The following is a 21,331-nucleotide window of genomic DNA, read 5'->3' as shown; positions in this document are numbered from 1 at the left end:
GGTTCCTAGAGGGTGGAAGCGGTGGGGTCCCAGTCCTCGGGGAGGACCGGCGACGCAGGGGCGGAGCTTTCGACGTCGACAAAGGTGCCGGATTCAACGGATTCGGAAATCGAGACCATGGTGTCCAGCACGTGGTAGGCCAGGTTGCCCGTGGCGCGGTGCGGAACCCCGGCCCGGATGGAGCGGGCCATGTCCAGCACGCCCATGCCCCGGCCGTTGGCGGCGCCGGTCGCGGGAATGACCGTCCACTCTTCGTCGCCGGCGCGCCAGAGCTTGATGTCGCCGTCGAAGTAGTTCGGATCCGGCAGCGAGATGGTGGCCTCCGTGCCCGTGATCTCCACGAAGCCCATCCGCAGCCGCGGCGACTCGAACGAAAAGACGCTGTGCGAGGACTGTCCGCCGTCGAACTGTGCCATCGCGCTGACATGGGTGGGGACCTCCACCGTGAACTCTTCACCCAGCTTGGGCCCGGAGCCGATGACCCTGACTTCCTTGGCTTTGGAGCCGATGGCTGCCACTTTGCGCACGGATCCGAACGTCTGGACCAGCGCGGTGAGGTAGTACGGGCCCATATCGAACAAGGGACCGGCACCGTGCTGGAAGAGGAACGCGGGGTTCGGGTGCCAGGATTCCGGCCCGGGGGTCTGGAACGTGGTCATGGCGGTCAGCGGGGTGCCGATGTCGCCGCGCTCGATCAGTCGCCGGGCCGTCTGCAGCCCCGCGCCAAGGAACGTGTCCGGTGCGCAGCCGAGCCGCAGTCCGGCAGCGTCGGCGGCCTTGAGGAGCCCCAGCCCTGATTCCCGGTCCAGCGAGAAGGGCTTCTCCGTCCACACATGCTTGCCGGCATTGACGGCGGCCGTGGCCACCTCCACGTGCGCGGCAGGGATGGTCAGGTTGACGATGATTTCGACGTCGGGATGGTTCAGGGCCGCGTCCACCCCGCCGAACTCGGCGATCCCGTATTCCTTCGCCCGCGCCGCCGCGGCATCTTCGAAGAGATCGGCGATGACGTGGACCTTCAGGTCCGGGAACACGGTCAGGTTGTCCAGGTACTGCTTGCTGATGTTGCCGGCGCCGATGACCGCTACGCCGACCGGGCCCCGCTTCATGGAGGAGGTGCTCATGCCCGTGCTCCTTCGGACTGGGCGCCTTCGGACGCTCCGGTGTTCAGGAAGGCAAGGCTCTGGGCGATGCCGTCGAAGATGTCGCCGGAGTAGTCATCAAACTCCACGACGCCCACTTCCAGGGACTTGGCGGCGCCGATGACGTCCCACACTGCGATCTTGCCCTGCCCGGCGGGCTGCTGGGCCTTGGTGTCGGTGGTGGCCGGGCCGTCCTTGATGTGGATGAACTTCACCCGGTCCCCGAGCTTGGCCAGGATGTCCACCGGGTCCTGGCCGCCGACGGCAACCCAGTAGGTGTCCACTTCCAGGACCAGTTCCGGGTCCAGGAGATCGGCGAAGTATTCCAGCGCAGTGCGTCCCTCGATGATGGACTCCAGTTCCCAAGCGTGGTTGTGGTAGCCGACACGTATGCCGTATTCAGCTCCCTTCTTCGCTGCCGCGTTGAGCTTGGCAGCGGTGGCCTGGATGTCCTCGGCCTTCTGCCAGTGTTCGGCAGGCAGGTAGGGGTCGATGACGGTGCTGATGCCAAGTTCCTTCGCGGCGGCAAAGATCTCATCCTGGTCCTGGCTGAGCAGCGGCGCGTGCCCAGACGGGGCGGTCAGGCCGTTCTCCTTCAAGGCGGCACCTAGTTCGGCTGCCGTGGCCACGAAGTTGTACGGTTCAACCTGGGTGAAGCCGATCTCAGCGACCTTCCTGATGGTGCCGGGCAGGTCCTCCTGGACGGCATTGCGCAGGGTGTAGAGCTGAAGTGAGTAAGACATGGGGTTCCTTTGCGGGAGCTTGTTCGAAAAAGGGTTCAGAGCCGATGGCGGCGCCGTCTGGTAGCTGGTTACCGGCCGGCGAGGGATCCGCCGATGCCGCCGACGCTGAAGTATTTGTTCAGTGTGGCGAAGACGATGACGGGTGGGAGCATCATGATCACCGCGAGGGCCATGACTCCGGACCAGTCCGTGTTGTTTTGCTGGAAGAAGGACTGGACGCCCATGGGGAGGGTGAAGATTTCGTTGGAGCGCAGGAACACGATGGCTACGAGGTAGTCGTTCCAGGCCAGCAGGAAGGCAAAGATCGCGGTGGAGAGGATGCCGGGCAGGGAGTTGCGGAGGACGACTTTGGTGAAGGAGCCGAAGACGGAGCAGCCATCGATCCAGGAGGCTTCTTCGAGGCTGATGGGGATGGAGTCGAAGTAGGCGGCCATCATCCAGGTGGCCACGGTCATGGTGGAGCCGACGTAGATGATGGTCAGTCCCATGAGGTTGTCCACCAGGCCCATGGCTGCGAACAGGATGAAGAGCGGGACCACGGAGGTGATGACAGGCAGGGACTGCATGACGAACAGGAGCAGGGAGTAGCCAGAGACTGCTTTGGAGCGGCCGCGGGAGAGGACGTAGCCGGCCGGGGCTGCGACTGCGACGGAGACCACCACGGTGGAGAGGGTGGTGACGAGGCTGTTCTGCAGCCAGGTGGCGGCCAGTGTCGTGGAGAAGACGTTGCTGAGGTTCTCGAACGTCAGGCCGGTCGCTGTGCTGTTGGGGCCGGGGGTGAAGGCGAGGACCACCGTGACCATGATGGGTACGAGGACTATCGCGGTGATGAGAAGGATGGCGGTGAAGCGCCACCACTGGCCGCGGTGGCCGGCTTCGGAGAGGACGCGTTTGTTCTTGGCCGGGCCGGCGACGCCGAGGACGGGGCCGGACTGGGGGTGGGCGTGGACTACTGCGCTCATTATTCGACGCTCGACTTTCGGATCTGGCGGTACAGAAGAACGGAGATGACCACCAGGGTCATGGTCATGAGGAACGCGATGGCCACGCCGGGTCCGGTGGTGAAGTCCTGGAAGACCGTGCGGTAGGCCAGGACCACGAGGGAGGTGGTGGCGTCAACGGGGCCGCCGCCGGTGAGCAGGTAGATGGTGGGGAAGTCGTTGACGCAGAAGATGGTCATCAGGATCCAGCTGATGTAGGTGGAGCGGGCGATCAGCGGCAGGGTGATCTGGCTGAACTGCTGGAAGCGGGTGGCGCCGTCCATGCTGGCCGCTTCGTAGACGGTGCTGTCCACGGAGGCCAGGGCCGCGGAGATCATCATCATCATGAACGGGAAGCTGACCCAGACTTTGAAGATCATCACGGTGACCGCGGCCAGGGTGGGGTCCGCGAGGAACAGCGGAGTGCCCAGGCCCAGGTTGCGGTACAGGGAGGGGACGAGGCTGTCCGGTGTGGCCACCAGCCAGTTCCAGGCGGTGGAGGAAACGACGATGGGGACCACCCAGGGCAGGAGCAGCAGGACCTTGAAGGTGCCGCCGGCCGGGATCTTGGTCCGTAACAGCAGGGCCAGCCCCAGTCCGACAGCCCACGAGCCGAAGACACCGACGATGGTGAACAACAGCGTGAACTGCGCGGCCTTCCAGAACGCCGGCGAGGCCAGCACGCTTTGGAAGTTTTCGATGCCCACGAAGTCACCGGTTTGGATCAGGTTGCCGTTGTGGGTGGCTTGGACGCCGGCTTGGAAGAGCGGGTAGCCGTGGATCAGGACGAGCAGGACGACGGAGGGCAGCAGGAGCCAGAAGAACGTCCTGCTGGTCTGCGCGCTGAGCTTGCTCTTGCGATTCTGCCCGGGTTGCGGGGACCCGCCCCCGGATCCGCCGGGGGCAAGCCCTCGACGGGCCCGGGCGAGGCCGGACGGTGCTGTTGTGGACGACATGGTGCTGGCCGCCTATTTCTTGAGAATTGACTTGAGGCCGGACTCAAAAGCCTGCAGAGCGGACTTGGCATCGGTCTTGCCGGTGAGAACGGTCTGGGTGAACTGGTTCAAGGCCTGACCGCCGTCCAACGCCGCCAGGTCGGCGCTCAGGGCCGTGCCCTGGGAAGCGAAGGTCTTGGCGATCGGCACGTATTCCTTGACGATCTTCACGTTGTTGGGATCGGAAGTAAATTCGGGCATTTCGGTGATGGACTTGAACACCGGAAGGGCGTTCATGAGCTTCTGCTTCCACAGTTCCTTCAGCTGGCCCATGTAGTAGACCAGGAACGCCTCGGAGGCTTCCTGCGACGGCGTGTTCGTGTACATCATGATGTTGTTCGGGAAGATCAGCGCCGCTTTGTCCCCGTGCGGGCCGGCAATCGGGCTTGCCACAACGATGTCTCCGGACGTGTCGCCGACGCGGGCGGGAACTCCCAGCGTCAACATGCCGTACGCGGCCTTGCCATCCTTCCACTGGGCGTTGAGGTTGTCCGTGGTGTAGCTGACCGCGGCAGGATCGATGATGCCGTTGGACACCAGCTCGAGCATAAACTCGATGGCCTCTACGTTGCGGTCGTTCATGACGTCCAGTTGGCCGTCCTTGCTGAACACGCCACCGCCATTGTTGAGCATCATCATGATCATGAGGTGGTTGCCGATGTTGTTGCCCGCACCGGAGCCGGTGGCGAAGCCGACGGCTCCGACACTCTTCAGCTTCTTGCCGGCCTCAAGCAGGGTTGCCCAGTCCTTGGGAACATCGACACCGGCCTTCTCGAACAGGGACTTGCGGTACCAGAGCGGACGGATGTCCAACTGCCAGGGAACCGCCACGTAGCCCTTGGCTGTCTTGAAGGGCTCAACCACGCCCGGCAGGAAGTCGTCGAACTGGCCGTTCTTCTTCAGTGCTTCGATGACCTTGTCGGCATAGGCGATCTGGCCCTGCTGCTCAAACTGGAAGGCCTGGAAGCCACCGCCGGTGGACACTGCCGGTCCGGTCTTGGACGCGATGGCCGAGGAGAACGTCTGGTAGAAGTTGTTCCACTGGATGAGCTGGTAGCTGGCCTTGCTGTTGGCTCCGGAGAAACCTTCAGCGATCTTCTTTGCGGTTTCGTTGTACGCCGGGGTGGCCCACGGCATGTCCCAGAACTTGATGGTTCCGCCGGCGCTTCCACCGCCGCCCTGTGACGCGGAGCCTCCGCCACAGGCGGCCAGGAGGGGTACGGAGGCCGCTGCTGCGGCGAAGCCCAGGAACCCCCGCCGGGAGAAGGCGGAAGATGCGATGGAGGGTTTGGTAGACACGATGGTTTCCTTTCAGGGCCCGGAGTGACTGGATGCCCGGGTCCTTCTCGACAATGAGTGGATGGAGACTGGAACTGCAGGTGGAGCGGTAGGGCGGTCTAACTGCGGAGTTGGTTGAGGAGTGAGATAACTGCTGTGAACTGCGCCAGGTCGTTGGACCCGGCCCCGGAAGAAAGAATTGAGTGGAGCCTGGACCAGCTGGTCCGGTGGGAGGACTCATACAGCGTGGGAAGCGTCGTTGCTCCTTCTTTGGTTACGGCACGGACCACGGCAGGCCAAGCTGCCGCCGGGTCCGGAAGGACGACGTCGGCACGCCCGGTTGAGGTGAGAATCGAGAGGGTTGCCGTGGTCGGCAGAACAGATGTGAGGATGCCCTGCAAGGCGACGGGCGCTCCGCCGGCCAGAACGCCGGCAACTGTGTAGCCGCTTGCGTTATGCTGAACCATCCGCAGGTTCCGCACCCCGATCCCGCACTGCACCAGGACGGCCAACTGATCTGTCAGCAGGTGCAGGGGATCGGTCCCGAGGCCGGCCACGGCGACCGAGTCAAGCAGGACTGCGTCGCTGACGGACGCGGCGATTATGCTATGGACATTTTCGCTGGCAGGCGCCAGGGCAGCGTTTCCGGCCCACTTCTGGTCGATTACCACCACGGCTCCGGCGGCGTCGGCGACGCCGGTGAGTTCGGTAGGGTCTTCGGATACTGGGCCGGAAACCACCACGCCCTTGGCATCGTTCCGGATCGCAGTGGCGGCCCGTTCGGTCCACCCTGCATGGCCGGAAATTGCAACGACATCCGGTGCGGATTCCGTAGCGGGAGCGAGCGACAGCGGAAGGGAAGCGACGACGGCGGGTACGGCACCCGCGGCTTCGGCCTGGGGATCCGCGTACACGGAAAGCTGTGTGGTCATGCGTTGATCTCCTGCTCTGCTGTTGTCTCGCTGGCGGCGCTGCCAGCATCAACCCGGCCCGTATTTGCGCGGTCCGTATCGACCCTGCCCGCGGCGGCCTCGGCGATCGCCAGCGCAAACTCAAGGTCGTGGATAAGAGTTTCGGCCGAGGGCGGCTGGCCGGTGCCGTTGGCCAGCTCCGCCAGTTTTCGCCACTCGCCTTCGTATCCGTTGTGGCCGAAGGGCCCCAGGACTGTGGTCTGTCCGGACGTCCTGATCCGCGCTGTTGCCGAGCCGGCGTGGACGTAAGACGGCGTGAAGTCGATCTTCAGTGCGGCGTGATCTCCGATTGCCTCAAACTCCCAGGCTGGTTCCCAGGTGCCGTTCATCGCTGCGCGGAGTTCGATGGCTACGTTTCCGGCCCGCAGGGAGATGACATAGCCAAACGGGCGAACGATTTCAGCGTGCAGGACCTCCACGGCCGCAAAGTCGGGGGTGAAACGGCGAACCAGGGGCAGGTCGTGGATGGCCAGGCCCATGACGCCGCCGGTGAGCATTGCCTTGATGACTTCCGGATCGGTAGAATCGCGGGCCTCCACAGGGACGCGGCCCACGATCTCGGTGGCGAAATCTTCGAAGCGCGGGTTGGGCGGCAGCACGATGGAGGACCGGACCGTGTGGACCTGCTCGGGCAGGTCGCCCCAGGCCTCCTCCGCGGCTAGCCAGCCCGGATCGAAGGTGTGCATGGCACCAACGAGGATTGGTACGCCGGTTTCCGCGGAAACGGCGGAAATGGCCGCTGCCTCTTCGCCGTTCATGGCGAATGGCTTTTCGCATAGGACGGCTTTCTTGCCGGCCCGGCAGGCCGCAATGACCTGGGCTGCGTGGAACTGGTGCGGGCTGCAGATGGCAACGATGTCCACGGCCGGGTCCGCCAGGAGTTCATCCACGCTTGTGCTGAAGCGTGCACCTACCCGGCCTGCCACTGACTCGGCCACGGCAGGGTCAACGTCCATGATGTGGCGGACTTCGAGAATATCCACCAACCGTGCGAGGGACGGGAGGTGGATCGCCTGCGTTACAGGTCCCGCGCCCAGAATGCCGACACCCAGGAGGGCCGGTGATACCTGTGCTTGGCTCGACAAGTTGCCTACCTCTTTGTATTAGCTGGAGCGTTTGGCTGGGACTTTCTGGCGATGGCTCGTCTGAGTGACACCGCTCACACATCAAGCTAGAACTACTTTTGACGATCGTCAAGCAAAAGTTGAGATATTCTCGACAATCTTTCTTTGGCGTGACATGCATAAGCCCTTCGTGCTATCACTGATTCATGAATCCCACGACCGGAAAAGTGTCCGGCGCCGAAGCCGGAACAGACGGCGCCCCTGAAGGTGCGGGGAGTCTTTCCCGGGCAGGCGATCTTTTTCAGCTGCTGCGCGACGGTAAGGCCCGCACACGGGCCGAGCTGGCCCTGACCACGGGCCTGGCGCGGTCCACCGTGGCCTCACGCATAGATGCCCTGATTTCCTCCGGACTGGTTGGGCCCGCGGGCGAGGCAAGGTCCAGCGGCGGCAGGCCGCCGTCGCGGTTTGCCTTCAAACCGGCCGCGCGGGCAGTGCTGGCTGTCGACGTCGGGGCGACGCACGTGATCATTGCGGTCACCGACCTCGGCGGGAACATTCTTACGGAGCGGCGCCTGGCCCAGGACGTGGCCGAGGGGCCAGAGGCCGTGCTGGGGCGGATTGTCGCCGAGGCTACGTCGCTGCTCGCGGAGACGGGACGGGCGCCGGGGGACCTTGCCGGCATCGGAATCGGGCTGCCCGGCCCCGTGGAACACGCCACCGGAATGCCGGTGAAGCCCCCCATCATGCCGGGCTGGGACGGGTTTGACGTCGTCCGCTACGTCCAGCGCTCGTTGCCTGTTCCGGTACTGGTGGACAACGACGTCAACATCATGGCGCTGGGCGAACGCACCGCCCACTGGCCTGAGCACGACAATTTCCTGTTCATCAAAGTGGCTACGGGCATCGGCGCCGGCATCATCAGCAGCGGTGAATTGCAGCGCGGCGCCAACGGCACGGCCGGGGACCTTGGCCATGTCCGGGTTCCCAGGGGCGACGAGGTCCTGTGCCGGTGCGGCAATTACGGCTGCCTTGAGGCGCTGGCTTCGGGCCCGGCGGTGGCCCATTCACTGGCGGCGCAGGGGCTCAAGGCTGAAAACGGAGGGGACGTGCTTCGCCTGGTGGCCGCGGGCAACCTGCCAGCCATCCAGGCGCTGCGCCAGGCAGGCCGGGACGTCGGCGACGTGCTCGCCACGGTGGTGAACCTGCTCAACCCCTCCGTCATTGTGATCGGCGGCAGCCTTGGCCAGGCCGGGGAGCATCTCATGGCAGGCGTGCGCGAAGTTGTTTACCGGAGATCCCTGCCCCTTGCCACCACGCACCTGCGCATCGGCCTGTCCATGGCGGGAGACCAGGCAGCCGTACTGGGTGCGAGCCAGATGGTTACCCAGCATGTGCTGTCCCCGGCGGTCATCGAGGCCACGCTGCAGGCTACGGGGTAGTCGGAACAGCCAGACCGACATTCAGACTGAAGTGAAACGGAGGCATGAAACGTGAGCAATCAGCAGCCAGCACCCCTGAAGGTCGGGGTTGTCGGCATCGGATGGGCCGGTCAACAGCACATCAAGGCCTACAAGGATATTGCGGGCGTGGAACTCGTGGCCGTGGCCGCCATGGAGGAGGACCTCCTGGCCAGTCTCAAGGCCGAGTACAGCATTCCCCACACGTTCGCCCGCTGGGAGGACCTGATCGAGCTCGAAGGACTCGACGCCGTCAGCGTGGCGGTGCCCACGTTCCTGCACGCGCCGATCGCCATCGCGGCGCTCGAACGCGGCCTGCACGTCCTGAGCGAAAAGCCGCTCGCCCGCAACGGCGAAGAGGGCCTGCAGATGGTCGAGGCCGCGCGCAAGGCCGGCCGCGTCCTGGACGTTGCCTTCAACCACCGCCGCCGGGGCGACATCCAGAAACTGAAAGGCATCATCGACGCCGGCGAACTCGGCCGTCCGTACTACGCCAAGGCATCCTGGCTCCGCCGCCAGGGCATCCCCATGCTGGGAAGCTGGTTCACGAACCCCGCGCTGGCCGGCGGCGGACCGCTGGCGGACATCGGCGTGCACGTCCTGGACTACGCCCTGCACCTGCTCGGTGAACCGAAGGTCCTGTCCGTCTCGGCGTCCACCCACTCCGAACTGGGCCACCGCGGCCTCGGCGGCAATGCCCGGTACACGGCGATGAACGCGACCCACAAGTTCGAAGTGGAAGACTTCGCGTCGGCATTCATCCGCCTTGAGGGCGGCGGCACGCTGATCCTCGAGGCCGGCTGGGCGGCCTACCGGCACGAAGACGACCTGATGGACTTCACCGTCTACGGAACCGACGGCGGTGCCGAACTGCGCGCCGTCGGCGCCTCCAACGCCCCCGTTGCGGACCTCCGCATCTTCAAGGAGAAGGACGGCGAAAACGCGGACTACGAAGTGGTGGCCGAACCCGGCCGCGCACACCAGGCCGTGGTGGAAGACTTTGTGGAAGCCGTCCGCGGGGGCGAGACTGTGTGGGGCGCCCACGACGGCGCCCTGGCGCTGAGCCGCGCACTGGTGCTCGATGCCTGCTACAAGTCCGCCCTCGAACAGCGCGAAGTGAGGCTCTGACATGACTGACAAACTCAACATCCTGGTGTGGAACGAAGGCGTCCATGAGGCCCGCAACCAGCCGGAGACCATGGCGGAGATGTACCCCAAGGGCATTCACGGCGCCATCGCCGACGGGCTGAAGGGCTTCTACCCGGATTCCGGCATCACCACGGCCACGCTGGCGGACCCCGAGCACGGGCTGTCCGAGGAGACCTTGGCCGCGACGGACGTTCTGCTGTGGTGGGGCCACGTGGCCCACGCCGAGGTCAGCGATGACGTGGTGGAGCGCGTCCAGCGGCATGTCCTGGGCGGCATGGGGCTGATCGTCCTTCACTCAGGGCATTTCGCCAAGATCTTCACCCGGCTCCTGGGGACCACATGCTCGCTTAAGTGGCGCAACGACGGCGAACGCGAACTCGTGTGGACGGTCAAGCCGTCGCACCCGATTGCCGCCGGCGTGGAAAGCCCCCTCGTGATCCCGAAGCAGGAGATGTACGGCGAGCTCTTCGACATTCCCGAGCCGGACGACCTCATCTTCATCAGCTCCTTCGAAGGCGGCGAAGTGTTCCGCTCCGGTGTCACGTTTTCCCGCGGGAAGGGCCGGATCTTCTACTTTAGCCCGGGCGACCAGGAGTATCCCGTCTACCACCAGCCCCAGATCCAGCGGGTTGTCGCCAACGGTGTCGGCTGGGTGGCGCAGCCGAAGCAGTTCCGGGAAGCGCCCGGGGTGGCCAACGCGCAGCGGGACTGGTACCTGGCCTGAGCGTGCTGAATAACTGACGAGGGCCCCGGCGGGCAGGAGTGCAGCGATGCGCTCCTGCCCGCTGACTTTTTCCATCGAATTGGCCGCGGCATGATAGCAATGAAAGTGATGAGCCCCTTTACCGTGCCTCCGCTTACCGTGCACCCGCCAGCCGCCCCCGCCGCCGTATGAAAGCCCGCCCGGGCTCCAAGGTCCCCAGCAGCTGGATTCTGCTCGCCTGCATCGGACTGATCGCCCTGAACATGCGGGGTCCGTTCGTGGCGGTAGCCCCGGTGGCCGGGGCGATGCAGCAGGACCTGGGCTTTTCGCCCGTGGAACTCGGGCTGCTGACCGGCATTCCCGTGCTGTGCTTCGCCCTGGCCGCGCCCCTCGCCTCACTGGCAGGCCGCCGGCTCGGCGCGGAAGTGGCCATCACCCTGACCCTCCTGGGCGTCCTTGCCGGCGTTGTGGTCCGGTCCGCCGGGGGCGGTGCGCTGGTCATGCTCGGCACGGTCATTCTGGGCGTGGCCATCACGATCGGCAACATCGCGGTGCCGCTCATCATCCGCCGGGACTTTTCCCCGCGCCGCCAGGGCACCGCGATGGGCATGTACACGGCGGCCTTGAATATCGGCTCGTTCCTCACGTCCGTCGTCACGGCACCCCTGGCCGAGGCCGCCGGCTGGCGCCCTGCCCTCGCCGCCAGCGCCGTGTTCGCCGTCGCCGCCATCGGCTTCTGGCTCCTCGCGGCCGGCCGCGGGGCTTTCGTTCCGGCGCCGGACGACGGATCGGGCGGCCCTCCCGCCGCGGGCCGCCCCGCCTCACGCTGGACCACCGTGGGGCTGACCGCTGGGTTCGCCGGGCAGGCCATTTCCTATTACGGAGTCACCGCGTGGCTTCCCACCCTTCTCTCGGATGAGCTGGGGATGGCTCCGGCCGCCGCCGGAGCGGGGTCGTCGCTTTTCCAGATCCTCGCCATCGCGGGCGGAATGGGCGTTCCGCTGGTGGCCAGGTTTGCCAGTACGACGGCGGTGGCCCTCACCTTGGGTGCCATGTGGCTGACCGTGCCGCTGGGGCTGCTGTTCGCTCCCCAGCTGTGGTGGCTGTGGTCCTCCTTCGGCGGGATCGCCCAGGGCGGCGGCATCACGCTGATCTTCATCGCCATCATCAAACTGGCGCGCGATCAGGCCTCGGCTGGGCGGATGTCGGCGGTGGTCCAGGGGACGGGGTACTGCTTCGGCGCGGGGGCGCCCACGCTGCTGGGTTATGTGCACGGTGTTTCAGGTTCGTGGGACGGCCCGCTACTGATCATCCTGGGTTCCGTTCTGCTGTTCATCCTCGGAACCACGCTGTCCGTCCGGAAGGTGCCGAAACAGCGCTAAGGCGGGCGCCGCCGTCGTACATCCTTCCCCCGCACAACAGCGCGAACCGGCAGCTTATGCCCTCAAACCTGGGTTTTGGGGTCATTAGCTGCCGGTTCGCGCTCTGAACATGGGTTCCGTTGCCGGGCTGCCTCCCCGGATTTCGGGGGTGCTGTTGCGAAGGCGTGGCAGCCCGGCGGACGGAAATCTAGGCGGCGGCCAGTTCGTCCTCGATCGCCTCGGCCGTGGCGTCCGCGCCTTCGCGGGCTTCGTGCAGGTAGCGGGCGTAGGCCGGAACGGTGAGGAAGCTGGGGAACTTGTCGGTCAGCGTGACCTCCTCGAAGATGTCGCGGGCGTCGTTGAAGCGGTCGCCGTCGAAGCGTTCCAGCCCGGCGAACTCCTCGTCCAGCATGTCCTCGACCCATTCGCGGGTGATGATTTCGCCGTGGTCGGTGATGGCGCGGGAGTAGATCCACTGCCAGATCTGCGAGCGGGAGATCTCCGCGGTGGCGGCGTCCTCCATCAGGTTGTGGATGGCCACGGCGCCGTTGCCGCGCAGCCAGGATTCGATGTAGCGGATGCCCACCTCGATGTTGTTCCTGATGCCCTGCTCCGTGATGGTGCCCTGGGTTGCGGCCACGTCGATGAGCGCGCGGTCGTCCGGGGTGACGTCCTCGCGGAGGCGGTCCAGCTGGTTGGGCCGGTCGCCGAGCACGGCGTCGAACACGTCGCGGCAGACGGGAACCAGGTCGGGGTGGGCCACCCAGGAGCCGTCGAAGCCGTCGGCGGCCTCGCGGGTCTTGTCCGCGCGGACCTTCTTGAAGGCATCGGCGTTGGCGGCCTCGTCCTTGCGGTTGGGAACGGCCGCGGCCATTCCGCCGATCGCCATGGCGCCGCGCTTGTGGCAGGCGCGCACCAGTTGCTCGGTGTAGGCCCGCATGAACGGCTGGGTCATGGTCACCTGGCCGCGGTCCGGCAGGACGAACCGGGGGCCGCGGGTCCGGAAGTTCTTGATGAGGGAGAAGATGTAGTCCCACCGGCCGGCGTTCAGTCCGGAGGCGTGGTCCCGCAGTTCGTACAGGATCTCCTCCATTTCGAAGGCTGCCGTGATGGTTTCGATCAGCACGGTGGCGCGGATGGTGCCCTGCGGGATGCCGAGCAGGTCCTGGGCCAGGATGAAGATGTCGTTCCAGAGCCGGGCCTCAAGGTGGTTTTCGATCTTCGGCAGGTAGAAGTAGGGGCCCTTGCCCTGGGCCAGCAGGCGGCGGGCGTTGTGGAAGAAGTACAGGCCGAAGTCCACGATCCCGCCGGCCACGGGCGTGCCGTTGACGAGCATGTGCTTCTCGGGCAGGTGCCAGCCGCGCGGACGGACCACGATGGTGGGCAGGTCCTCGGCCGGGCGGAGCTTGTACTCCTTGCCCTCCGGGGACGTGAAGTCGATCCGGCGTTCCAGCGCGTCCGTGAGGTTGAGCTGGCCCTGGATGACGTTGCGCCAGGACGGCGTGGAGGAGTCTTCCATGTCCGCGAGCCACACCTTGGCGCCGGAGTTCAGCGCGTTGATGGTCATCTTCTTGTCCACGGGCCCGGTGATTTCCACGCGGCGGTCCTCCAGCCCCGGTGCCGGCGGAGCGACCCGCCAATTGGGATCGTTGCGGACGGACTCTGTTTCGCGGAGGAACCGCGGGTCCTGGCCGGCAGCGATCTGCTCACGCCGCTGTCTCTTATACACATCTAGATGTGTATAAGAGACAGCTCCTCGCGCCGCCCGGCCGTGGCGTTGTGCAGCTTGGCCACAAACGCCAGCGCATCCGGCGTCAGTACCTCGCTCTGCCGGCAAATGGGCTGGGCGGTCAACGTGATCCCGTTGATAGTGAAGTTGTCGGTGAAGCTGTTCATTTCAATTGCTCCTAAATAGGAAGAACGACGGCGACACGCACTCAGGTGCGGTCCTCACCAGGCCGAAGGTGTCGGCGTTGCGGCAGCCTGCGTAAAAGGGGCCCTGTGCCCGGGTCCGTCCTCGCTCAGCGAGGTCGGACCCGGGCATGGGGAATAGCAGGCAGAGCAATGCCGGACCGAAGGCCGCAGGCAAGTCCCGCCGTCGAACGAGTGCTAGTGGAACTGGCCTTCTTCGGTGGATCCCACCAGGGCCAGGGTGGATGCGTTCGGGTTGAGCGCAGTGGCGATGTCGTCGAAGTAGCCGGTGCCGACTTCGCGCTGGTGCTTGGTCGCGGTGTAGCCGCGGGATTCGGAGGCGAATTCCTTTTCCTGGAGCTCGACGTAGGCGCTCATGCCTTCACGGGCGTAGCCGTGGGCGAGGTCGAACATCGAGTAGTTCAGGGCGTGGAAGCCGGCCAGGGTGATGAACTGGAACGTGAAGCCCATGGCGCCGAGTTCACGCTGGAATTTGGCGATGGTGGCGTCGTCCAGGTGCTTGCGCCAGTTGAACGACGGCGAGCAGTTGTAGGAGAGCATCTGGTCCGGGAACTCGGCCTTGACGGACTCGGCGAACTTGCGGGCCAGCTCCAGGTCCGGGGTGCCCGTCTCCATCCAGATGAGGTCGGAGTACGGGGCGTAGGCCTTGGCGCGGGCAATGCAGGGTTCGATGCCGTTGCGGACCTTGTAGAAGCCCTCCGCGGTGCGGACCGGCTGCCCGCCTTCGCGGAGGATGAATTCCTGGTCGCGCTCGTCGACGTCGGAGGTGATCAGGGTTGCCGCCTCGGCGTCGGTCCGGGCGATGACCACCGACGGGGTGCCGGCGACGTCCGCGGCCAGGCGGGCCGCGTTCAGGGTGCGGACGTGCTGCTGGGTGGGGATCAGCACCTTGCCGCCGAGGTGGCCGCACTTCTTCTCCGAAGCGAGCTGGTCCTCCCAATGAACGCCTGAGGCGCCGGCCTGGATCATGGATTTCATGAGTTCGTAGGCGTTCAGCGGTCCGCCGAACCCGGCTTCGGCGTCAGCGACGATCGGGACCATCCAGTCCTCGACAGTCTGGATGCCCTCGGAGAATTCGATCTGGTCCGCGCGGAGGAGGGCGTTGTTGATGCGGCGGACCACCGTGGGAACGGAGTTGGCCGGGTACAGCGACTGGTCCGGGTAAGTGTGGCCGGAGTTGTTGGCGTCGGCGGCCACCTGCCAGCCGGACAGGTAGATGGCGCGGAGGCCGGCCTTGACCTGCTGCACGGCCTGGTTGCCGGTGAGGGCTCCGAGAGCGTTGGTATACCCGCCGGTCTTGTGCTCTTCGGTGAGCTGCTTCCACAGCTTCTCGGAGCCGCGGCGGGCCAGCGTGTGTTCTTCGGAGACGCGGCCGCGGAGTCGGACGACGTCCGAAGCCTTGTAGTCACGGGTCACACCTTCCCAGCGGGGGTTGGCGGCCCACTCGAGCTCCAGTGCGGCGGCCTGCTGCTCGGGCGTCTGCTGGGTGGGCTCAAATGCTGCAGTCATCTTTGTCTCCTTGTTTGTGCTCCGGATTGTCCAGGCCGGCCCTTTCCTGCGCCTTTGCAGTTCGGGGCCGGCTGGACCGGTGCGGTGTTTCTTTCCGTGAGATCTACTTTTCGGCACTTTCAAGAGAGTTACTAGATGAAAACCATGGAAAGAAATGCGTTTCTTCGCGTATGCTCAATAAATGTCGCCTACGAGCTGGAACCGCAAAGCCGCCACCCCGCCGTCGTCCCCTGCCGCCCCCGAACTGGACGTCATCAGCCTGGGCCGCCGCGTACGCCACCTGCGCAAAGCGGCGGCCATGACCCTCGATGACCTGAGTGCCGCCGTCGGCACCGCGCCGAGCCAGCTGAGCCTGATCGAGAACGGCAAGCGTGAGCCCAAACTGGGGTTGCTGCAGCAGTTGGCGGTTGCCCTGGGTGTCAGCATCGACCAGCTGCTCGGGGCGGAGCCGCCCAACCGCCGCGCGGCGCTGGAGATCGAGCTGGAACGGTATCAGCGCAGCCCCCTCTACGGCTCGCTGAACCTGCCGAAAATCCGCATCAGCTCGCGGCTTCCGATGGATGTGCTGGAGTCCATGGTGGGCCTGCAGCATGAGCTGGAGCGCAGGCTCAACGAGCAGACGGCGACGCCGGAAGAGGCCCGCCGTGCCAACGGTGCGCTGCGTGCCATGATGCGCGAGCGGAACAACTATTTTCCGGAGTACGAGGCGGAGGCACAGAAGGTCCTTGCTTCGGTGGGCCACACCAGCGGTCCGCTGTCCCACCACGTCATCGCTGACATCGCCGGGCACCTCGGGTTCAGCCTGCACCACGTGGGCGATCTGCCGCATTCGACCCGCTCCGTGACGGATCTTAAGAACCGCCGAATTTATCTCACGCAGAACCAGCGCACCGATCACGACCCCCGTTCGGTGCTGCTGCAGGCCCTGGGACACTACGTCCTGGGCCACCAGACGCCGTCCAACTACGGAGATTTCCTGATGCAGCGAGTGGCCACGAACTACTTCGCCGCGGCGCTGATGCTGCCGGAGCAGGCCACCGTGGAGTTCCTGCAGAAGGCCAAGCAGGCCAAGGAAATCGCCGTGGAGGACATCCGGGATGCCTTCGCCGTGTCCTATGAGACCGCGGCGCACCGGTTCACGAACCTCGCCACCCAGCACCTGGACATCCGCACGCACTTCCAGAAAACCCACAAGAGCGGCATCATCTACAAGGCCTACGAGAACGACGGCGTGACGTTCCCGCAGGATCACACCGGCGCCATTGAGGGCCAGCCGTCGTGCAAGAACTGGACGTCGCGGGTGGTGTTCGACGTGCCGGACAAGTTCAGCGCCTACAGCCAGTACACGGACACCCCGTCGGGGACCTATTGGTGCACCGCGCGGACCGAACGCTCCGCGAATGGCGAATTCTCGCTCTCCGTCGGCGTGCCCTATGCGCAGGTGAAGTGGTTCCGCGGCAGGGAAACCACCGAGCGGTCCAAGTCCACGTGCCCGGACGAGAACTGCTGCCGCCGCCCGCCGGCCTCGCTGACGTCGGAGTGGGCCGGCAATGCCTGGCCGTCGGCGCGGGCGCACTCGCACCTGCTGGCCGCCATGCCCCCGGGCGCTTTCCCCGGTGTGGACGAGACCGAGGTGTACACGTTCCTTCAGGCGCACTCGGGGAGCTGAGGGGGCCGGTGCGCTGACGGGCGGCTCCCTGCGCGGCTCCCTGACTTCCCCCGCGGATCCTGCGCGGACGCACACGGCCGGACCGGCAACCTGGGAAGCGCCTCAAGGTGGGCGGACTATATTGGCCCTGTCAGCACATCAAGCCGATCGCGGGAGCGTGCACTCATGGCCAAGGAACTTGCAACCCAGCTCGTCGAACAACTGCAGGCTGCCGGAGTGCAGCGCATTTACGGGATCGTGGGGGACAGCCTCAACCCGATCGTCGACGCCGTCCGCAAGACGGGCGGCTCCCAACAAGGCGGCATTGACTGGATCCATGTCCGGCACGAGGAGGCGGCAGCCTTTGCCGCCGCCGCTGAAGCCCAGCTGACAGGCAAGCTTGCAGTCTGCGCGGGTTCCTGCGGCCCCGGGAACCTGCACCTGATCAACGGGCTCTACGACGCGAACCGCTCCGGGGCGCCTGTATTGGCCATTGCATCGCACATTCCCAGCAAGCAGATCGGCAGCGGCTTCTTCCAGGAAACCCACCCGGACCGGATCTTCAACGAATGCTCGGTGTACTCCGAACTGGTCAGCACTGCGGAACAGGCGCCCCGCGTGGTGCACAGCGCCATCCAGCACGCCGTCGGACTCGGGGGAGTCGCCGTCGTCACCCTTCCGGGTGACATCGCCGGGTTGGACGCCACGGCTGAAACGCCGGTTCCCGCGGCGTTCGTGCCCGCAACCCTGGTGCCGGCGCCGGAGAGCGTCCAGAAGCTGGCCGATGCGATCAACGCGGCGGAGAAAGTAGCCATCTTCGCAGGCGCCGGCGTGCAGGGCGCCCACGACGAGGTGATCGCCCTCGCAGAGCTGGTCCGGGCACCGATCGGCCACTCGCTCCGCGGCAAAGACTTCATGCAGTACGACAACCCGTACGACATCGGGATGACCGGGCTGCTGGGCTACGGTGCCGCCGCCGAGGGGATCGAAGACGCGGACCTGCTGATCCTGCTCGGCACCGATTTTCCCTACGACCAGTTCCTGCCGGGCACGCGCACCGCCCAGGTGGACCGCGCCGCCCACAGGCTGGGGAGGCGGACCGACGTCGACATCGCCGTCCATGGCGACGTGCTGCCGACGCTCTCGGCGCTGATGCCCTTGCTGACTGCGAAGAAGAGCCGCCGCTTCCTCGACCAGATGCTCAAGAAGCATGACCGGCTCATGAACAAAGCCGTGGGCGCCTACACCCGCAAAGTGGAAAAGAAGCAGCCAATCCACCCGGAATACGCCGCCTCCCTGCTGGACCAGGTGGCCGCGGAGGATGCCATCTTCACGGCCGACACCGGCATGTGCAACGTCTGGACTGCGCGGTACATCAATCCGCTGGGCACCCGCCGGCTGATCGGATCCTTCCTGCACGGCTCCATGGCCAATGCCCTGCCGCACGCGATCGGCGCGCAACTGGCCTATCCCGGACGCCAGGTGGTTTCGGTCTCGGGCGACGGCGGGCTGTCCATGCTGCTTGGCGAGCTCATCACGGTCGCCGCCTACCGGCTGCCGGTAAACGTGGTGGTGTTCAACAACTCCACCCTGGGCATGGTCAAGCTTGAGATGCTGGTGGACGGGCTGCCCGACTTCGGCGTCGATGTGCCCGACGCGAACTATGCGGCCGTTGCCCAGGCTCTCGGCTTCCATTCGGTCCGCGTCACGGATCCCACCCGGATAGAGGAGGCCTACCGCGAGGCGTTCGCCCACCCCGGACCGTCGCTGGTGGAACTCGTCACGGATCCCAAGGCGCTCTCGATTCCGCCGAAGATCAAGGGTGCGCAGGTCCTCGGCTTCGCCACCGCCATGTCCAAGGTGGTTTTGAACCGTGGCGCCGGCGAGGCCGTCAGCATGGCCCGGAGCAACCTGCGCAACATCCCCCGGCGCTGATCGAACTCCCGCTTCCGGGGCGCCACTGGAACCCGCCGGCGCCCAGCACCTGACAGAGCGTGGACCCGGAACGTGCAGGAAGCCAGCGGGCGTTAGCGAAAACGTTGCGAACGGTCAGCGGGCGTCGGGACGTGAGACCGAAACGACAACAAACCGTGACCGCGCAGGCATCGATACTGTCAGACCCTGCTGGTTGACTGTGGATAGGCGGTCATCCGCGGTTTGTCTGAGGGGCGGCAATGAAGAGGAATCGAGTGGCTAAATTGATGGCGGCAACTGCCGTGGTTGCGTTGACGGCATGCTCGGCGCCGTAACCCGGACTCCTGAAGGCCGACGGCGTCGAACGGGTTTCGGTGCAAGTCGCCGGTTACGGCGCGGAGCTGCGGTCCCTCCGCGACTCAGCCCTGACGCTCGGGGAGGCGCTGCTTGCTGACGGCGGCGACGGCGCCAACGGCAACGTGGTAGCGTCACCGGGCAGCCTGCTGATTGCACTGGCCATGCTGCGCGCCGGCGCGTCGGGGGAGACAGCTGCCGAGATGGACGCCGTCCTGAAGCTTCCTGCCAAAGACCGGGACGAAGCCATGAACGCGCTGCTGGCTTCCCTGGAAAAGTTCGACGGCGACCCCGGCTCCGTTGACGAGGCGAACCCGCCCCGGAAGCCGGTCATGCACCCGGCCAACGGACTCTTTGTGGACAAGGACGTCACTACCGGTGCGGCCTACCTGGACACGCTGGCACGGCACTACGGCACCGGAGTGTATCCGGTGGACTTCAGTGACGAGGCGGCCACCAAACCTGCCATCGACGCGTGGGTGGATAAGAACACCGGCGGCCGGATCAAGAAAGCGCCCGCGGAGTACGACCACCGGAACACCTTCAGCCTCCTCAACGCGCTGTACTTCGCCGCCGCATGGAATGTCCCGTTCGATCCCGGCAACACGTCCGACCTGCCGTTCACCACGGCCGAGGGCAAGGAGATCACCGCTCCCGCCATGCACAACCTGCTGCCGATGAAGTACGCGGAAGGGCAGGGCTGGCGGGGCGTGGACCTTCCCTATGCCGACGGCTTCCTGATGCGGCTGGTCCTGCCCGGCCCCGCCGCCGGCACGGCCGAGGGCAAGGCCGCGGGGACGTTGTTAAGCGCGGGAATGTTGGCTCAGATCGCACGGGCCATGGATTCCGCCCGCCAGCAGACAGTCCAGATCCAGCTGCCGCGATGGGACCACAAGTGCAGCTTCGACCTCCGCAAAGTCCTGGGTTCCTTGGGACTCAAGAAGACCCTCAGCACCACCACCGACTTCGACGCCATCCAGCCCCAAATGATGGTCACCCAGGCCGCGCAGGCCGCCAACATCACCGTCGCGGAGAAGGGCACGGTGGCAGCCGCCGTCACCCAGATCAACGGCATGGTCACGAGCGCACCGCCGCAGCCGGACCGGACCATCGAGTTCGACAGGCCGTTCCACTACGAGATCATCCACATCGAGACGGGCCTCCCGCTGTTCATGGGGACGGTGGCCGATCCCCGTTCCTGACTCGGGTGAGCCTGCGGCCGCGTAGTTACCGCGGCCCGCCCTGCCACAGCGCGTCGAACGGGGCGCCCGACGCCACGCGGTTGCGGATGCCGGCGGTGACAAAGGACTTGGCCGTCCGGGCCGCCTCGAGCGGAGTGGCACCCTTGGCCAGCTCGGCCGTCACCGTGGCGGCCAGCGAACAGCCGGCGCCCGAGACGGCCACCTCGCCCACCTTCGGCGCAGAGAGGACTTCGAGGGTCTCACCGTCGTAAAAGACGTCGACGGCGTCGGGTCCGGTCAGCCGCACGCCGCCCTTGGCCAGCACGGCGGCGCCGCTGAGTTCATGGATGCGCACGGCCGCGGCCTTGAGCGATTCGACATCCGTGATCTCCAGCCCGGACAGCGACTCTGCTTCAAAATGGTTCGGCGTGACAAACGTGGCCAGCGGCAGGATCTGCGCCTTGAGGGCCTGGTCCGTGTCCAGCGCATGCCCCGGCTCCTGGCCCTTGCAGATCAGCACGGGATCCAGCACCACATTGGTGAAAGCGCCGCCGGCCAGCGCCGAGGCGACGGTCTCGATCGTGGCAGGGCTGCCCAGCATGCCGATCTTTACGGTGTCCAGCACGGAAGGTGCGCCCGAAGCGGCACCGTAGGCCGCCGTCGTCGCTTCCAACTGGTGCGCAATGACCGCCTGGTCCACCGGAACGAAGCGGTGGTTCCAGCTGTCCGAGGGATCGAACGACACGATGCAGGTGAGGTTGGCGATGCCGAATACGCCCAGTTCCTGGAACGTCTTGAGGTCGGCCTGCGCGCCGGCGCCGCCGGTCGCCTCCGAGCCGGCGATCGCCAGGACGACGGCGGGAGTGGTCCGGTCTGGGGTCGCGGTAACTTCAGCACTGGTCATGGTCCCATCCTGCCATCGGGGGCGAACGTCCCGCATTGTGCTCATG

General features: G+C 65.8%; 16 protein-coding genes and 1 pseudogene. 7 read left to right on the top strand and 10 right to left on the bottom strand.

The window, feature by feature from the left end:
- Positions 1-5: 5 nt before the first annotated feature.
- The 7 genes from B1A87_RS15440 to B1A87_RS15410 all read right to left on the bottom strand — a co-directional run bounded on the left by B1A87_RS15440 (position 6) and on the right by B1A87_RS15410 (position 7,194).
- A complete protein-coding gene (locus B1A87_RS15440; RefSeq protein WP_078029845.1) occupies positions 6-1,124 on the bottom strand; it encodes a Gfo/Idh/MocA family protein in 1,119 nt (372 codons plus the stop codon).
- A complete protein-coding gene (locus B1A87_RS15435; protein WP_078029846.1) occupies positions 1,121-1,885 on the bottom strand; it encodes a sugar phosphate isomerase/epimerase in 765 nt (254 codons plus the stop codon). The genes B1A87_RS15440 and B1A87_RS15435 overlap by 4 nt, the downstream gene beginning before the upstream one ends.
- A gap of 68 nt (positions 1,886-1,953) precedes the next feature.
- A complete protein-coding gene (locus B1A87_RS15430) occupies positions 1,954-2,847 on the bottom strand; it encodes a carbohydrate ABC transporter permease (protein ID WP_078029847.1) in 894 nt (297 codons plus the stop codon).
- A complete protein-coding gene (locus B1A87_RS15425; RefSeq protein WP_078029848.1) occupies positions 2,847-3,821 on the bottom strand; it encodes a carbohydrate ABC transporter permease in 975 nt (324 codons plus the stop codon). The genes B1A87_RS15430 and B1A87_RS15425 overlap by 1 nt, the downstream gene beginning before the upstream one ends.
- Positions 3,822-3,833: 12 nt before the next feature.
- Positions 3,834-5,159, bottom strand: coding sequence for an ABC transporter substrate-binding protein (locus tag B1A87_RS15420; protein WP_185982344.1), 1,326 nt, complete (start codon positions 5,157-5,159; stop codon positions 3,834-3,836).
- A gap of 98 nt (positions 5,160-5,257) precedes the next feature.
- Positions 5,258-6,070, bottom strand: coding sequence for a hypothetical protein (locus tag B1A87_RS15415; protein WP_078029849.1), 813 nt, complete (start codon positions 6,068-6,070; stop codon positions 5,258-5,260).
- Positions 6,067-7,194, bottom strand: coding sequence for a Gfo/Idh/MocA family protein (locus B1A87_RS15410; RefSeq protein ID WP_078029850.1), 1,128 nt, complete (start codon positions 7,192-7,194; stop codon positions 6,067-6,069). The genes B1A87_RS15415 and B1A87_RS15410 overlap by 4 nt, the downstream gene beginning before the upstream one ends.
- Before the next feature lie 185 nt (positions 7,195-7,379).
- Here B1A87_RS15410 and B1A87_RS15405 point away from each other — a divergent pair, with 185 nt between their 5' ends.
- The 4 genes from B1A87_RS15405 (at position 7,380) to B1A87_RS15390 (ending at position 11,864) form a co-directional block, all read left to right on the top strand.
- Positions 7,380-8,612 (top strand): ROK family transcriptional regulator, encoded by a 1,233-nt coding sequence (locus B1A87_RS15405; protein ID WP_078029851.1) that lies wholly within the window; start codon positions 7,380-7,382, stop codon positions 8,610-8,612.
- A gap of 51 nt (positions 8,613-8,663) precedes the next feature.
- A complete protein-coding gene (locus B1A87_RS15400; RefSeq protein ID WP_078029852.1) occupies positions 8,664-9,758 on the top strand; it encodes a Gfo/Idh/MocA family protein in 1,095 nt (364 codons plus the stop codon).
- A gap of 1 nt (position 9,759) precedes the next feature.
- On the top strand, positions 9,760-10,503 hold the full coding sequence (locus tag B1A87_RS15395) for a ThuA domain-containing protein (protein ID WP_078029853.1): 744 nt from the start codon (positions 9,760-9,762) through the stop codon (positions 10,501-10,503).
- Between the two features lie 167 nt (positions 10,504-10,670).
- Positions 10,671-11,864, top strand: a complete 1,194-nt coding sequence (locus B1A87_RS15390) for a CynX/NimT family MFS transporter (protein WP_078029854.1) — start codon at positions 10,671-10,673, stop codon at positions 11,862-11,864.
- 187 nt (positions 11,865-12,051) lie between these two features.
- Here B1A87_RS15390 and aceB read toward each other — a convergent pair.
- Positions 12,052-13,739: pseudogene (aceB, locus tag B1A87_RS15385) on the bottom strand (malate synthase A).
- Positions 13,740-13,952: 213 nt separating this feature from the next.
- Complete coding sequence (gene aceA / locus B1A87_RS15380) at positions 13,953-15,284, bottom strand: isocitrate lyase (RefSeq protein WP_078029856.1); 1,332 nt, start codon at positions 15,282-15,284, stop codon at positions 13,953-13,955.
- Positions 15,285-15,465: 181 nt separating this feature from the next.
- On the opposite strand from aceA, the gene B1A87_RS15375 reads away from it, so the two are divergent.
- The 3 genes from B1A87_RS15375 (at position 15,466) to B1A87_RS15365 (ending at position 20,402) form a co-directional block, all read left to right on the top strand.
- Entirely contained in the window at positions 15,466-16,953 is a 1,488-nt protein-coding gene (locus B1A87_RS15375; RefSeq protein ID WP_078029857.1) for a helix-turn-helix transcriptional regulator, read from the top strand.
- Between the two features lie 165 nt (positions 16,954-17,118).
- On the top strand, positions 17,119-18,867 hold the full coding sequence (locus B1A87_RS15370; RefSeq protein ID WP_078029858.1) for a pyruvate dehydrogenase: 1,749 nt from the start codon (positions 17,119-17,121) through the stop codon (positions 18,865-18,867).
- A 323-nt stretch (positions 18,868-19,190) separates the two neighbouring features.
- Positions 19,191-20,402 carry a serpin family protein gene (locus tag B1A87_RS15365; protein ID WP_260681058.1) on the top strand — a complete coding sequence of 404 codons (1,212 nt, stop codon included), beginning with the start codon at positions 19,191-19,193 and terminating at the stop codon, positions 20,400-20,402.
- Positions 20,403-20,427: 25 nt separating this feature from the next.
- On the opposite strand, the gene B1A87_RS15360 is transcribed toward B1A87_RS15365, so the two are convergent.
- Positions 20,428-21,285, bottom strand: coding sequence for a hydroxymethylpyrimidine/phosphomethylpyrimidine kinase (locus B1A87_RS15360; RefSeq protein ID WP_078029859.1), 858 nt, complete (start codon positions 21,283-21,285; stop codon positions 20,428-20,430).
- Positions 21,286-21,331 lie beyond the last annotated feature (46 nt).

It is taken from the genome of Arthrobacter sp. KBS0703 (assembly GCF_002008315.2).
GTDB lineage: Bacteria > Actinomycetota > Actinomycetes > Actinomycetales > Micrococcaceae > Arthrobacter.
The sequence above is the reverse complement of the archived record's forward strand: the minus strand, read 5'-3'. Positions and strand labels throughout refer to the sequence as shown.

Bases quoted from the DNA above. Each gene is read 5' to 3' on its own strand.
- B1A87_RS15405 (WP_078029851.1), top strand. From the start codon at position 7,380: ATGAATCCCACGACCGGAAAAGTGTCCGGCGCCGAAGCCGGAACAGAC.
- B1A87_RS15375 (WP_078029857.1), top strand. From the start codon at position 15,466: ATGTCGCCTACGAGCTGGAACCGCAAAGCCGCCACCCCGCCGTCGTCC.
- B1A87_RS15435 (WP_078029846.1), bottom strand. From the start codon at position 1,885: ATGTCTTACTCACTTCAGCTCTACACCCTGCGCAATGCCGTCCAGGAG.
- B1A87_RS15370 (WP_078029858.1), top strand. From the start codon at position 17,119: ATGGCCAAGGAACTTGCAACCCAGCTCGTCGAACAACTGCAGGCTGCC.
- B1A87_RS15425 (WP_078029848.1), bottom strand. From the start codon at position 3,821: ATGTCGTCCACAACAGCACCGTCCGGCCTCGCCCGGGCCCGTCGAGGG.
- B1A87_RS15390 (WP_078029854.1), top strand. From the start codon at position 10,671: ATGAAAGCCCGCCCGGGCTCCAAGGTCCCCAGCAGCTGGATTCTGCTC.
- B1A87_RS15415 (WP_078029849.1), bottom strand. From the start codon at position 6,070: ATGACCACACAGCTTTCCGTGTACGCGGATCCCCAGGCCGAAGCCGCG.
- B1A87_RS15430 (WP_078029847.1), bottom strand. From the start codon at position 2,847: ATGAGCGCAGTAGTCCACGCCCACCCCCAGTCCGGCCCCGTCCTCGGC.
- B1A87_RS15360 (WP_078029859.1), bottom strand. From the start codon at position 21,285: ATGACCAGTGCTGAAGTTACCGCGACCCCAGACCGGACCACTCCCGCC.
- aceA (WP_078029856.1), bottom strand. From the start codon at position 15,284: ATGACTGCAGCATTTGAGCCCACCCAGCAGACGCCCGAGCAGCAGGCC.
- B1A87_RS15395 (WP_078029853.1), top strand. From the start codon at position 9,760: ATGACTGACAAACTCAACATCCTGGTGTGGAACGAAGGCGTCCATGAG.
- B1A87_RS15440 (WP_078029845.1), bottom strand. From the start codon at position 1,124: ATGAGCACCTCCTCCATGAAGCGGGGCCCGGTCGGCGTAGCGGTCATC.